9 protein-coding genes are annotated in these 13,755 nt (G+C 72.0%); 3 read left to right on the top strand and 6 right to left on the bottom strand.

The features are described 5' to 3' along the window. Positions 1-9: 9 nt before the first annotated feature. The 6 genes from JYJ93_RS03995 to JYJ93_RS03970 all read right to left on the bottom strand — a co-directional run bounded on the left by JYJ93_RS03995 (position 10) and on the right by JYJ93_RS03970 (position 7,852). Positions 10-2,037 carry a response regulator gene (locus JYJ93_RS03995; RefSeq protein ID WP_206786676.1) on the bottom strand — a complete coding sequence of 676 codons (2,028 nt, stop codon included), beginning with the start codon at positions 2,035-2,037 and terminating at the stop codon, positions 10-12. Next, positions 2,034-4,829 (bottom strand): ATP-binding protein, encoded by a 2,796-nt coding sequence (locus tag JYJ93_RS03990; protein WP_206786675.1) that lies wholly within the window; start codon positions 4,827-4,829, stop codon positions 2,034-2,036. Before JYJ93_RS03990 ends, JYJ93_RS03995 begins: the two co-directional genes overlap by 4 nt. Next, on the bottom strand, positions 4,829-5,203 hold the full coding sequence (locus JYJ93_RS03985; RefSeq protein WP_014400722.1) for a response regulator: 375 nt from the start codon (positions 5,201-5,203) through the stop codon (positions 4,829-4,831). The genes JYJ93_RS03990 and JYJ93_RS03985 overlap by 1 nt, the downstream gene beginning before the upstream one ends. Positions 5,204-5,270: 67 nt before the next feature. Beyond that, a complete protein-coding gene (locus JYJ93_RS03980) occupies positions 5,271-6,851 on the bottom strand; it encodes an ATP-binding protein (RefSeq protein ID WP_206786674.1) in 1,581 nt (526 codons plus the stop codon). A gap of 125 nt (positions 6,852-6,976) precedes the next feature. After that, positions 6,977-7,432, bottom strand: a complete 456-nt coding sequence (locus JYJ93_RS03975; RefSeq protein ID WP_269012899.1) for a helix-turn-helix transcriptional regulator — start codon at positions 7,430-7,432, stop codon at positions 6,977-6,979. Positions 7,433-7,471: 39 nt separating this feature from the next. Continuing rightward, positions 7,472-7,852: a helix-turn-helix transcriptional regulator gene (locus JYJ93_RS03970; protein WP_206786673.1), complete on the bottom strand. Its 381-nt coding sequence runs from the start codon at positions 7,850-7,852 to the stop codon at positions 7,472-7,474. Positions 7,853-8,082: 230 nt separating this feature from the next. Between JYJ93_RS03970 and JYJ93_RS03965 the strand changes: the two genes are divergently transcribed. From JYJ93_RS03965 to JYJ93_RS03955, 3 genes are all read left to right on the top strand, one after another. Beyond that, the gene (locus tag JYJ93_RS03965) at positions 8,083-9,297 is read left to right on the top strand and encodes a serine/threonine-protein kinase (RefSeq protein WP_206786671.1); all 1,215 of its coding nucleotides are present in this window, start codon (positions 8,083-8,085) and stop codon (positions 9,295-9,297) included. Positions 9,298-9,412: 115 nt separating this feature from the next. Beyond that, positions 9,413-10,732 (top strand): serine/threonine-protein kinase, encoded by a 1,320-nt coding sequence (locus JYJ93_RS03960; RefSeq protein WP_206786669.1) that lies wholly within the window; start codon positions 9,413-9,415, stop codon positions 10,730-10,732. A gap of 577 nt (positions 10,733-11,309) precedes the next feature. Further along, the gene (locus tag JYJ93_RS03955; RefSeq protein ID WP_269012900.1) at positions 11,310-13,733 is read left to right on the top strand and encodes an RCC1 domain-containing protein; all 2,424 of its coding nucleotides are present in this window, start codon (positions 11,310-11,312) and stop codon (positions 13,731-13,733) included. Positions 13,734-13,755: the final 22 nt, after the last annotated feature.

Here is a 13,755-nt window from a genome sequence, read left to right as displayed (position 1 = left end):
GCGCGGGCGTCACTCCGTTTCGATGCGGTTCCGGCCGTTCTCCTTCGCCCGGTAGAGCCGGGCGTCGGCGACGCGCAAGAGCTCGTCCAGGGTGGTGCCGTCGTGCGGCGCCACCGCGAGCCCCGCGCTGAAGGTGACGTGGAAGGTCCCGCCCGCGTCGCCCTCGAAGGTCATCGCGGACAGCTCCTCCGCCGTGCGGGAGAGGATCTCCTTCGCGCTCTCCGCGGACTCGCCCAGGAGCGCGACGACGAACTCCTCGCCACCCCAGCGGGCGCGCAGGTCCTCGCGGCGGAAGCGCGCGCCCAGGAGCCGTCCCAGCCGCATCAGCACGCGGTCCCCCGCGAGGTGGCCGTGCTGGTCGTTCACCTTCTTGAAGTGGTCCACGTCCAGGAAGCACAGCGCCAGCGGCTTGTCGCTCCGGCGCGCCTCCGACAGCCGCGTGCCCACCGCCTCCACGAAGGGACGGCGCAGCATCAGTCCGGTGAGCGCGTCGCGCTCCGTGCGCTCGCGCGACAGCCGGGCCCGCTCCAGCCGCGCGTGCACGCGGGCGCGCAGCTCCTCCTTCAGCACGGGCTTGGCCAGGTAGTCATCCGCGCCGGCCTGGAACGCGGCCAGGCGGAACTCCAGCCCCACCTGCGCGGTGATGAGCAGGATGGGCAGCTCCTGCCACTCCGGCGTCAGGCGCAGGATGCGGCACAGGTCGAACCCGCTGGGCCCGGGCATCTGCACGTCCAACAGCAGCAGGTCCGGGCGGTGCTGCGCGAGCGCGTCCAGCAGGCCGTAGGCGTTCTCCAGTCCCACGACCTCCACGGCGTCGCTCACCAGCGCCTGGGAGAGGGCGCGCACCGCCTCCGGGTCGTCATCCACCACCATCACCTTCGCGCGCTCCAGCCGGCGCGTGGCCACCAGGCGCTCCGCCGCGGTGGCGAAGTCCTGCTGGGTGAAGGGCCGGGGAAGGAACAGCGACGCGCCCGCGTGCGCCGCGTGCACGCGCTCCTGGAGGCCTCCGCCCGTGCTGGAGAAGGCCAGCGGCAGGGACTGGTGGCCCTCCATCGCGCGCAGCGCGCTCGCGGTGGCGAGCCCCGCGGGGCCCATGTGCAGGAGCGCCCCGTCCACCCACTGCTTCTCCACGGCGGCGCAGGCCTCCTGGGGCGTGGCGGCCGTCACCACGCGCACGCCTTCGCGCTCGCCCATCCGGCGCGCGTCCGCGAGCACGGAGGTGTCCTCGTCCACCACGAGCAGCGTGCCCATGGCGGCGACGACGGCCTCTTCCGGCTCCGGCTCCGGGGTGAGGACCGGCAGCGACACGCGGTCCTCCAGCGCGCGGAAGCCCTCGTCCACGCGGGCCCAGTCCAGCGCGCCCCCGGTCTTCACCGGACGCATCACGTCCTCCAGCGCGCCCGCCGCGATGCTCACGTCGCGGAAGCCGTAGCTGCCCGCGGTGCCGTGCAGCTTGTGCACGACGCTGTAGGCCTCATCCAGGGCCGCTGCGTCGCCGTGGCGCCCCTTGCCGAGCAGGGCCTGGAGCGTGGCCAGCCGCTCCGGCAGCTTCGCGCCATAGTCCGCGCTCAGCAGGGCCAGGCTCACCGCGAAGTCGTCCACGGGCGCGGGGGCGGCCTCCTCCATCGCCTCCTGGGGCGGGGGCGGCGGCTGGGCCACCGCGAAGAGCTGCTCCAGCCACACCGCCAGCTCCTCCGGCCGGTAGGGCTTGTGCACCACGCGCGCCACGCCCAACTGGCGCGTGAGCAGCTCGTGGCTCTTCAGGTCCTTCCAGAAGGCGGACGCGAAGAGCACCGGCAGGTCCGGCTTCGACTTGCGCAGCTCCCGGATGAAGTCCGCGCCCGTCATGCCCGGCAGGAGGCCGTCCACGATGGCGGCGTCCACCGGCTTGGACTGGAGCACCTCGCGCGCCTCGGCGGCGGTGCGCGCCGGGGTCACCTGGTAGCCCCTGTCCCGCAGGAAGGCGCAGACCAGGGCCTGGAGGTCGCGGTCGTCCTCCAGGAAGAGCAGCGTCTTGTCGTTGCGCGCGGTGCTCATGGCATCGCCTTTCGGGGCTCGGCCGCGGCGTCGCGGCGGGCCAGCAGTCCGTTGAGCAGCTCCCGCACGGAGGCCACCAGCTCCTCTTCGGAAGCGCGGGCCTTCGTCAGGTGCCGGGTGAGGCCCAGGGTGAGCTGGCGCTGGTCGGTGCGCGACAGCTCGCGGCCGGTGAAGACGATGAGCGGCGTGGCGCGGCCCTTGCCCTGGCGCAGGATGTCCACGACCTCGAAGCCGTCCAGCCGGGGCAGCCCCACGTCCAGCACGATGAGGTCCGGGGGCGTGTCGCGCGCGAGCGCCACCGCGCTCTCTCCGTCCGCCGCCTCGATGCACAGCGCGCCCAGCCGTTCGAACTGCGCGCACAGCACCCGGCGCGTGGTGGCGTCGTCGTCCACCACCAGCACGCGCGCCTGGCCCGGCTGGCGCATGGCGTACCTCAGTGTCTTCAGCAACCGGGTTTCATCCACGGGCGTGGGCAGCCAGTCCACCAGCAGCGCCGTGCCCGCGTCCTTCACCCCCTGCTGCTGCGAGCGCCCGGACAGGGCCAGCACGGGCAGCTCGCGCGTGCGCGGCTGTTCCCGCAGGCGGCGCACCCAGTCCAGCACGGTGCCGTCCGGCATCTGGGTGTCCACCAGCAGCGCGTCCGGCAGCGCGTGCTCCACCGCCTGCATGGCCTCCGTGAGCGTGGCGGCGCGCACCACCCGGTAGCCTTCATGCGACAGCAGGCCGCGCAGGAGCGCGGACAGCTCCGTGTCCGCGGTGACGATGAGCACGTTGTGGCGCGACTCGTCCCGGGGCCGCGGCGCGACGGACGGCGCGCGCAGGGACTCCAGGGTGAAGTGGAAGGTGGCGCCCTGGCCCGGGGGGCTGGACACGTCGATGCGGCCGCCGTGCTGCTCCACGATGGCCTGCGAGATGGCCAGCCCCAGGCCGGTGCCGCCCTTGGAGCGGGTGTCGGACGCGTCCAGTTGCTGGAAGCGGCCGAAGAGGCGGGGGAGCTTCTCCTCCGGGATGCCGGAGCCCTGGTCCGTGACGCTGAAGCGCACCCGGCCGTCCGCCGTGAAGCCGGCCGTCACCACCACGGAGGCGCCCTGGGGGGAGAACTTGATGGCGTTGGAGACCAGGTTGGTGAGCACCTGGATGAGCCGGTCCCGGTCGCCCTTCACCTGCGGAGCACCCTCCACGTCCGAGCGCAGGGTGACGTGCGCCGTCTCCGCCATGCCCTGCACGCCCGCGAGCGTGGCCTCCACCAGGTCCTGCGCCGTCTGAGGCTGGAGCTTCAGCTCCAGCATCCCGGACTCCATCTTCTCCAGGTCCAGGATGTCGTTGATGAGGCGGATGAGCCGTTCGGTGTTGGTGCGCGCGATGCGCACCATGTCCAGCGCCTGCGAGGGCAGCTCCCCCACGATGCCGTTCTCCAGCAAGCCCAGCGAGCCTCGGATGGAGGTGAGCGGCGTGCGCAGCTCGTGGCTCACGGTGGAGACGAACTCGTTCTTCATCCGCTCCACGGCCTTGCGCTCCGTGAGGTCGCGCACGAAGACGGTGGTGCGCGGCGGGCCGTCCGCGTGCACGCGCGCGAAGGTGAGCTCTGCGGGGAACACGTCGCCATCCGCGCGCAGGCAGGGCGATTCCAATCGCGCCGCGCCGCTCTCCTGGAGGAGCGCGGCGTGGACGGCCTCCCGCTGCGAGGCCGGAAGCGTCGCGGGCAGCGCCAGCGCCAGGAAGTCCGCGCCCACCGCCCGCGCGGACGGCAGGCGGAAGTGGGACGCCGCCGCGGGGTTGAACTCCACGACGCGGCCGGATTCATCCAGCACCACGATGCCGTCCGGCGACGCCTCCAGGATGGCGGCCTTGCGCGCGTCGCTGGCCCGCGCCTCCGCGCTCGCGGCGGACAGGGCCTGGGTGCGCTCCGCCACGCGCTCCTCCAGCCCCCGGTTGAGCTCGCTCAGCGCCGCGGACGCCCGCGCCAGCCGCACCAGCACCACGAGCACGTAGACCACCAGCAGCAGGCACACGCCGAACAGGACGATGCGCGTGCGCTCCGCGCGGGCCTGGGACTGCTCCTGGAGCTGGAGGTACGTGGTGATGAGCCGCTCGGCCTCGCCGGTGGCGCCGTGGTCCAGCAGCGCCTGGAAGGACGCGTCCGTGGCCCGCTGGAGCGCCATCAGCTCCCGCGTGCGGGCCTCCAGGGCGTCCAGCGAGACGATGGCGGGGGCGGCCAGCGGCTGCTTCCCGCGCGCTTGGGCCAGGCGCGCCAGCGAGGCCTCCACGCGCGCACCCGACGCCTCTCCCGGCGCGCGCGAGGCGAGCAGCACGTCCGCGTCCATGGCCTCCACGTGCGCGCGCGCGGCGCCGGGGGGCAGCGCGGCGGCGGTGGCGGCGACGACGCCAGGGTAGGCCTCCCGCAGGGCGGCCAGCCGCTGGTCCTTCTCGCGGGCCGCCGTCAGGAGCGCGCGCGAGCCCTCCAGCACGCGCAGGTACGTGTCCAGGGAGGCGTTGAGCGAGCGCATCCCCTCCGCAGGGAGGAAGCCGGGCGCCGAGCGCAGCTGATGGGCGCGGGCGGACAGCGCGTCGAAGTCCTTGTCGGACGCGCCGTGCAGCTGCGCCATGCCCACGCGCTGGCGCAGCACGTCCTGTTCCAGCTCCGACGTGGCCACGCGCAGCTGCCGCAATTGGGTGCGGTAGCGGTCGTGGTCGGCGGTGGAGCCCGGGCGGCCCAGGATGAACAGGGCACACAGCAGCACCAGGGCTCCGGCGGCCAGCGCGGCGGAGCGTTTGGACAGGCGGGGTTCCATCAGGGCACCAGGCGGCGGATTTCCTGCGGCAGGGTCATGGGGTCGAACGGCTTGCCGATGACGCCCACCGCGCCCAGCTCCAGGTAGCGCGCCACCTCCTGCTTCTGGACCTTGGCGGTCATGAAGATGATGGGCGTGTTCGCGGTGGCGGGCTGGGCGCGCAGCCGGCCGAACGTGGTGGGCCCGTCCATGCCGGGCATCATCACGTCCAGCAGGATGAGGTCGGGGCCCTCCTGGCCCGCCTTCTCCAGGGCCTCCGCGCCGGAGGACGCGAGCACCGTCTTCCATCCCCCCACACGGCTCAGGCTCAGCTGCCCGATGGTGCGGATGTCATCCTCGTCGTCCACGAGCAGGACCTTCTCGATTTTCGCCATGGGAGGGAGTGCTCCAGGGAGACGGGTTTGGATCGCCGTACGGAAGGCAGGGGGAACTGGATGTCCGTCAGGCGGCTTCAGGCCCGGGCTCGCACTCCGGCAGGTCGAAGGAGAAGCGGGTGCCGTCCGTGGGCGAGGTGGTGAAGCGCAGGGTGCCGCCCATGCGGGCCACCAGCCCGTGGGCGATGGAGAGCCCCAGGCCGGTGCCGGGGCGCTTGCGGGTGTCGGACGCGTCCGCCTGGGCGAACTTCTGGAAGACGCGGGCCTGGAAGGACTCCGGGATGCCGGGGCCGCGGTCCTGCACGCCCACGCGCAGGGCGCCGTCCTCGCGGGTGAGGGACAGGGTGACGCGCTCGCCCTGGGGGGAGAACTTGATGGCGTTGGAGAGCAGGTTCGCCAGCACCTGGATGAAGCGGTCCTCGTCCACGCGGGCGCGGGCGTGGGGCAGGTCCACCACGGCCTCCAGGCGCACGCCGTATTCGTCCGCGTAGCCCTGGTGGGCCTGGAGCGCCTGGGCGAGCAGCGGCGCGACCTCCGTGGGCGCCAGGTGGAGGTCCAGCCGGCCGGACTCCATCTTCTCCAGGTCCAGGATGTCGTTGATGAGGCGCAGCAGCCGTTCGCTGTTCTTGTGGGCGATGCCCACCATCTGCGCCACTTCGGGCTCCAGGGAACCGACGATGCCGCCGCTGAGCAGGCCCAGCGAGCCGCGGATGGAGGTGAGCGGCGTGCGCAGCTCGTGGCTCACGGTGGCGATGAACTCGTTCTTCATCCGCTCCACGCGCTGGCGCTCCTCCTCCAGCTTGCGGGCCTGGGTGACGTCCCGGGCGACGGCGTAGAGCAGCCCCTCCGCCGGGTCCGGCACGGCGTTCCACTGCAGCCAGCGCCAGGTGCCGTCGCGGCAGCGGGCGCGGTGCTCGAACTGGAGGACGGGGACGCCTTCGTGCGCGCGGGACAGGTGCCGCGCGGTGGCGGCGCGGTCCTCCTCCAGGGCCAGGTCCACCAGCGACGTGCTGTAGAGCTCCGCGTCGGAGAAGCCCAGGGTGCGGCTCCAGGCGCGCGACAGGCGCAGGAAGGTGCCGTCCATGGCGGCGATGCAGAGCATGTCCACGGAGACCTCGAAGAAGCGCTCCTGCTGCTCCAGCGCCGTGCGGGCCTCGCGCTCATCCAGGGCGTTGAGCTCGCCCTCCGCCCAGGCGGCCATGTCCGCGAGCGCGGCGCGGTCCCCCTCCGGGAAGTCCCGGGGCTGCGAGTCGATGAGGCACAGCGTGCCCACGCGGCTGCCGTCCGCGGCGCGCAGCGGGTGGCCCGCGTAGAAGCGGACGAAGGGGGCGCCCAGCACGAGCGGGTTGTCGTGGAAGCGCGGGTCCTTCAGCGCGTCCGGCACGACGAAGGTGGCGGGGGTGAGGATGGCGTGGCCGCAGAAGGACTGCTCGCGCGGTGTCTGCGGGGCGTCCAGGCCGTGGCGGGCCTTGAACCACTGGCGGTCCTCGTCCACCAGCGTGACGAGCGCGATGGGCACGCGGAACAGGTGCGCCGCGGCGCGCACGATGCGGTCGAAGCGTTCGTGCGCGGGCGTGTCCAGCAGACACAGCGAACGCAGCGCCTGGAGGCGCCGCGGCTCATCCGCGGGCGTCGGAGGAGGAAGCATGCGTGTGGCCCGTGCTACCCCACTTGTCTGCCATTGGGGAGAGGGCCCCACCCGAAGGCCCGGCCCCCGGGTCAGGAGGACAGGCGAGCGGCCACGCCATTGCAGTCCGGGAGGATTTGTCTGCTCTAGCCAGCGCGGCGCTTGCGAACGGTCCGCGGCTTCTTCCGAGGGGCGGGAGTGGACGGGGACCCGGGCGCCGGTTTCGGGGGCATGACGGACACCACGGTGCGCACCACGCGGGCCACGGCCTTGAGCTGGCGGGGCTCCAGGTCGCGCAGCGTGCGCACCAGGCGGCGCAGCTCCAGCGAGTCCTCCTCGCGCGGCGGGGACCGGGACGGCGCCGGAGCGGAAGGCGCCCCCACGCCCAGCAGCGCGTCCGCGGACACGGACAGCACGTCGCACAGCCGCCGCAGGGTCTGGGCCCTGGGCAGCATGCGGCCGCGCTCCATGCGGCTGTAGACCTCCATGGCGATGCCCACGCGCTCCGCCACGTCCGCCTGCGTGAGTCCCAGGCGCAGCCGGGCGTCTCGGGCGGCGGCTCCAAACACCGTGTTCAGCTTTTCATTCACCGGGGCGGGCACGCGGCAAAACCTTGCACCTCTCCCCCGGGGCGCAAGTTTTCAGGGCCTGACACGCAGCGCGAGCGCGCCCTGGATGATGAGCCCCATGGCCTTCAAGGCCTCTTCATCCAGGGGCCGCAGGGCGCGCACCAGCCGGCGCAGGGCGGGCGGATCCTCCTCGCGGTCCGCCAGGGCCAGCGTGAGCGCCTCGTCCGGGGGCTGAGGCCCGTCCAACCCCAAGAGCGTGTCCGCGCGGATGCGCAACACCATGCACAGGCGGCGCAAGGTGGTGGAGCTGGGCAGCACGCGCCCGCGCTCCATGCGGCTGTAGACCTCCATGGCGATGCCCACCTGGCTGGCGACGTCGCCCTGGGTCAGGCCCTGCCGCTCGCGGGCCTGCCGCGCCGCGGTGCCCACCGTGATGGCCAGCTCCTCGTTCATTGCCGCTCACCACCCCTGGCCGGACCGTGTCTCCCATGAAGTCAGGTGTCCGGCATCCTACCTGACACGGCAGCAACACTACCCCAAGGGGCGTGCGCCATGCTATGGACCTGCCACGTCTCATCATTCCTTGCGCGCATGCATCCTCCCAGCCACGTTCTCGCTCTCCGATTGGACTCCCCACATCCAGAAGCAGCCCGGCATCCCCAGGGCGTAGGAGGCACCCCGCGATGAGCCTGGAGGGAGGACATCCGCTGCTGCTCCAGCCCCAGGAGGTGGTGGGCAGCTTCCGTCTGTTGAAGCGCCTGGCCACGGGGGGCTACGGCACCGTGTTCCTGGCGGAGACCGGGGGCTTCCACGTGGCGCTGAAGTTCGCGCTCCAGGGGCCGCAGGACTCCGAGGACGGCTCGCAGGTGGACGCGCGCACGCTCAAGGAGGTGAGCGTGCTGCACCGCATGACCCACCCCAACGTGGTGGCGTTGCGCGGCTACCACCGCTGGCCGCACCCGCGCACGGGCTACCTGTTCCTGGTCATGGACTACGTGGAGGGTCCCACGCTGTCCGACTGGGCGGTGGGGGCGAAGCCCACGGCGCGGCAGGTGGCGCGGCTGTTCTCGGAGCTGGCGCTGACGCTGGACTTCATCCACCGCGCGGGCGTGCGGCACCGCGACATCAAGGGCAACAACATCATCGTGCGCGCGTCGGACGCGCGGCCGGTGCTGGTGGACTTCGGCTCCAGCGACCACGCCTGCGCCCCGGCCATCACGGACGGGCGTCCGCCGCCGGGCACGCCCAGCTACCGCAGCCCGGAGCTCTTGCGCTACTGGCTGAACAACCCCAAGGGCATGTCCCGCTACGTCTACCAGCCCACGGACGACCTCTATTCGCTGGGGCTCACGCTCTTCCAGGTGCTCACCGGGGACTTCCCCTATCCCCCGGACCTGCCGGCCGCGGCGCTGCTGGGCGGAATCCAGAGCATCAAGGGGCGGGCCGCGCGCTCCATCAACCCGCGCGTGCCCCGCGCCCTCAATGACATCTGCGAGCGGCTGCTGCGCCAGGACGCCAGCCAGCGCTACCAGATGGGCGCGGACCTCTACGCCGACCTGAGCGCGGCGCTGGAGCGCGCCCCGGACAGCTGGGACACGCCGCTGTTCAACGCACCGCCGCCCCACGAGGCCGTCACGGAGGAGTCCGACGCGTACTTCGACGGCAACGAGGAGGCGCGTGAGCTGCGCCGCTGGGCCCGCGCCTATGAGCGGCGCCTCCCGGGCGCCGCGCCCCACTCCAGCGCGTCCACGCCGCCCGTGCCGCCCCCGCCCGGCCCGTCACTGGGGCTGGCCGCGCCCCTGCCCCCGCCCATGCCCTGGTTCGTGGCCCGGCGGCTGGCGTGGCGGCGGCGGTGGGAGCGGTGGCTCCGGCGTCTGGGATTGCGCCGGGACGGATGAACCCGCTGGGTTGACCGCCTTGCGCACGACCCTGGAGGTTTTCCCCACGACAGGGTTTGTGCTACCTGCGGGGTGGAGCGATTCCCGCTCCACCTGAGAGGTAGGAAGGCAGGACATGAAGACGCCCGATACGACGACGGAGGAGAACCCCGGCATGCCCCGCCGGCCGCGCGTGCTGTTCACGGTGGGAGGCACGGCCTTCGAGTTCGTCCGCAAGCTGGAGGTGCGCTCCACCGGGGAGCTGCTGATGCTGGCGCGGCGGCGCTACCGGGGCGGGCTGGGCGGCCCGGTGGTCATCAAGCGGCTGCGCAACCCGTCTGGCTTCGTGGAGCGGCGGCGGCTGGTGGAGGAGGTGGAGCTGACGTTCCGGCTCAACCACCCGGGCATCGCGAAGGTCTACCACCTGAAGGCGTACCGGGGCGTGCCGCACGTGGTGATGGAGTACGTGGAGGGCCGGTCGCTGGACACGGTGTTCAACCTGGTGGCCATGCGGCGCAAGCCCATGTCCCCGGCCTTCGGCGCGTGGGTCGTCTCCGAGGTGGCGGAGGCGCTGCACCACGCGCACACGCTGCGGGACGAGTGGAACCGGCCGCTGGGCATCGTGCACCGGGACGTGAGCCCCCGGAACCTGCGCCTGGGCGTGCACGGCGAGGTGAAGCTCACGAACTTCACCGCCGCGTACTCCACGCTGCCGGGGCGGGAGATCACCAGCCGTCCGCTGGTGAAGGGGGACGTGGCGTACGCCTCGCCAGAGGCGCTGCGGCGCGAGCCGGTGGACGCGCGCAGCGACCTGTTCTCGCTGGGGCTGGTGCTGCTGGAGGTGCTGACGGGGACGCACCCGCTGGCGCAGGAGGGGGACGTGGCGCTCCCGCCCCCGCCGGACCTGCCGCTGGTGCAGGCGCAGGGGCCCACGTGGATGCCCCTGACGGAGGTGGCGGCGCGGATGGCGCTGGTGGGGCCCGGGCAGGTGGAGCACATGGCGCGCGAGGTGCCGGAGGGGCTGCGCGCGGTGGTGGTGCGGGCGCTGCGTCAGTCCCCGGCGGACCGCTTCGGCACGGCGGCGGAGCTGGCGGCGGCCCTGAGGGAGTGGCTGCGCGACCATGCGCCCGCGTACGGGCGGCAGGCCGCGGCGGAGGAGGTGGCGGAGGCGGCCCGGGAGGCCACGGGCCGGCGCAACCAGGCGGAGCTGCTGGAGGGCGGGCTGCACCCGGAGGAGCTCACCGCCGAGGAGGCCGCGATGGCGTCCGAGGCCGCCGGGCCCACGAGCCTGGAGGGCCCGCCGCCGTTCCTCGGGGGCGACGACGTGACGCCGGACCTGAATGACGAACCCCTGCCCCAGGACCTGGTCGAGGACCTGGACGAGCTGGCCAGCCCGGACGAGGAGGCGCCGGGAGACGCCTTCGAGGACGACGACGACGGCCACCAGCCGGTGTGAGCGCGGTATCTGGGACTCCGGCTACCCGAGTCCTGTGGGACCAGCGGGGTGCCGGATGGCGGCCATGACTGTCTTTTCCGGATTTAGCGCGAGCCGCAAGGCATTGCAGTGTTTCGCGAAGCTTCCGTGAGTTGCTTGAATTATTCCAGTCAGCAACCCACTGCGTCACCCGGCCGGCCCGTTCCTCCAGGTGGGGTTCCGACGGGGATGACAATTCCTGTCACCGCGCGGGTCCGCCGCGACTGACACGCGTTCTACCCGCCAGTCAGCGCAAACCCAGACATTGACAGACTTTCACAGGAACCAATAAAAGGGGTGACAGCATTTTCACCCGCTGGCACTGTGATTTGCATTTCCAGCTGTAGTCCAGACATACGCCGAGGGCCGGGAGGTCCCCCCGGGTCGGCGTAGGCCTGTCCATTCCCTCCGTTTTCGATGACGTCCCCCGGCCGTGCTCGCTCCGAGCGCGGCACGGGAAACGTGTCTCCGGGCTCCTCCGGGGACGCGTGAGGCTGGCGTGTGCCCGCTGTGAGTCATTGGCTCTTTCCCTGTCTTCGTCTTCCCAAGGAGTGCCTTCGTGAAGAGAACGTCCCCCCGTTGGTTCCGGTCGCGCGGCATGCTGGGCGCGCTCTTGCTGTCGCTGTCCTCGCCGTGGATGGCCGCATGTAGCTCCGGCACCGGGGCGCCCTCCGCGCCCGCGGAGCAGACGCAGTCGCAGGTCACGCTGGCGATGGGGTCCGGGGACTTCTGGGCGGCGGCGCAGAAGGGCCGCGTCTCCGCGATGGATTTCTCCCACAATGACGTCAAGCGCCTGCGCGTCACCGTCTGGGAGAAGAGCAAGTCCGCGAACGAGCCCCTCTTCGTCAACTTCGACCTGCTCCAGAACGAGACCACCCAGAAGTGGGCCGGCACCCTGCCCTTCCTCCCCAAGGGCGTGGCGCTCACCTTCTTCGCGCAGGCCTACAGCGACACCACCGCCGCCACGACGCCCATCTTCGAGGGCACGCTCGACGTCACCCTCACGCAGGACTTCGAGACGCTCACCATCCCCCTGTCGCCCGCCACCGAGGGCGCTGTCATCAAGCTGCCCCGCATCGAGCGCATCAGCATTCCCAGGGCGTTCGCGGCCGGGCAGAGCGGCAACCTCACCTTCGCCGTCGCCGCCTCCACGGGGGAGAAGCTGCACTACACCATCACCCCCGAGACGGGGAGCGGCACCTTCACGCCGCAGTCGGGCGACATCACCCTGCTGGCGACCAGCGGCGCCTTCGTCAGCCTCTACACCCCGCCCGAAGACGTCCAGGACACCACCGTCTTCCACCACACGGTCACGGTGAAGAACGAGGCGGGCCACTCCGTCACCACCACCTTCACCACCACCGTCCAGCCCCGGGAGACGAGCAGCGGCGTGGACACCTCCGTGACGGTGCTCTTCAACCCTGTCATCCAGGGGCTCGACGGTCAGCGCCTGCGCGATGCCGAAGGCGACATGAGCGCCAACGTCCTCTTCACCGCGAAGGTGAGCGACGACAGCCCCTCGACGACCCTCACCTACGCCTGGGACTTCACGCCCTCTGGCAGCACCCTGCCGGATCCGCTGCCCGCCTTCACCGGCGAGACGAACCCCTCCACCCTGCAGCACTACACGTCGTCCCTGCAGGGCACCCTCAGCCTCAAGGTCACGGACCCGGACAACGGCATCACCACCCTGAAGTACGTGCTGACGCCCGACCAGTTCCCCGACGCCCCTGTCGCCGAGGGCGAAATCACCGGCGTGAACACGCTGCGCGCCGGACAGAACCACACGTGCGCGCTGCTCAATGACGGCTCGCTGCGCTGCTGGGGTTACAACTTCTACGGCCAGCTGGGCCTGGGTGACTCCCAGAACGTGGGCGACACCGAGAAGCCCTCCGAGAAGCTGGCGGTGAAGCTGGCCGGAGAAGGCTCCAAGATCGCGCTGGGCGCGAACCACACCTGCGCCCTGCTGAAGACGGGCCTGGTGCGCTGCTGGGGCCGTGGCGAGTCGGGTCAGCTGGGGTACGGCAACACGGCGGACGTGGGCGCCGCGGACGACATCACCGGGGCCGGCTACGTCGTCCTCGGTGGCGGCGCGACGAAGCTCGCGGCGGGCGGCAACCACACCTGCGCGCTGATGCACACGGGCAAGGTGCGCTGCTGGGGCAACAACTACTTCGGTCAGCTCGGCTACGGAAACAACCTCAACGTCGGCGACGATGAGCAGCCCCTCACCAAGGGCGACGTGAACCTGGGCGCGGGTGTCAAAGCCAAGGACATCGTGGCCGGCTTCAACCATACCTGCGCGCTGCTCGAAACGGGCCGCATCCTGTGCTGGGGCCGCAACGCCGCCGGTCAGCTGGGCTACGCCCATACGAACCAGGTGTCCGACCCGAGCACGCAGACCCCCGTGTACGTCGGCGAAGTGGCGCAGCTCAGCGCGGGCGCCTACCACACCTGCGTGCAGACCAAGACGGGCGCGGTGCAGTGCTGGGGCGCCAGCAACAACGGCCAGCTCGGCGCCACGGTGTCCACCACGGACTCCACCAACAACAGCAGCTGCCGCGACTGGTCGCCCTACGGCTGCACCTACCGCATGCTGGCGCAGTCGGTCACCGTCAACCTGGGCGGCGCCACGGCCCTGCAGATCGCCACCGGCTATGACCACACCTGCGCGCTGCTCTCCAACGGCAGCGTGAAGTGCTGGGGCGCCAACGCCAACGGCCGGCTGGGCCTGGGTCCCAACCCGCCTTCGTCCACGACCGTGCCCACCCAGGCCGTGGACCTGGACGGCTCCACCGCCTACCAGCTCACCGCGGGTGAGAACCACACCTGCGTGCTGCTGTCGACGGGCGCGGCCCGCTGCTGGGGCTACGGCGCGCTGGGCGCGCTGGGCTACGGAAACACGGCCACCATCGGCGCGACCAACTCGGCCAGCACCGGCGGAAACATCTCCATCACGCCGCCGGCCGTCCCCGCGCCGTAACCGCAGTGCCTTCTGAGGCGGG

This window comes from Corallococcus sp. NCSPR001 (assembly GCF_017309135.1).
GTDB lineage: Bacteria > Myxococcota > Myxococcia > Myxococcales > Myxococcaceae > Corallococcus.
This window is presented reverse-complemented; position numbering and strand designations above follow the sequence as displayed.

Coding starts and splice junctions, on each gene's coding strand:
- JYJ93_RS03970 (WP_206786673.1), bottom strand. CDS start 7,852: ATGAACGAGGAGCTGGCCATCACGGTGGGCACCGCGGCGCGGCAGGCC.
- JYJ93_RS03960 (WP_206786669.1), top strand. CDS start 9,413: ATGAAGACGCCCGATACGACGACGGAGGAGAACCCCGGCATGCCCCGC.
- JYJ93_RS03965 (WP_206786671.1), top strand. CDS start 8,083: ATGAGCCTGGAGGGAGGACATCCGCTGCTGCTCCAGCCCCAGGAGGTG.
- JYJ93_RS03995 (WP_206786676.1), bottom strand. CDS start 2,037: ATGAGCACCGCGCGCAACGACAAGACGCTGCTCTTCCTGGAGGACGAC.
- JYJ93_RS03985 (WP_014400722.1), bottom strand. CDS start 5,203: ATGGCGAAAATCGAGAAGGTCCTGCTCGTGGACGACGAGGATGACATC.
- JYJ93_RS03980 (WP_206786674.1), bottom strand. CDS start 6,851: ATGCTTCCTCCTCCGACGCCCGCGGATGAGCCGCGGCGCCTCCAGGCG.
- JYJ93_RS03990 (WP_206786675.1), bottom strand. CDS start 4,829: ATGGAACCCCGCCTGTCCAAACGCTCCGCCGCGCTGGCCGCCGGAGCC.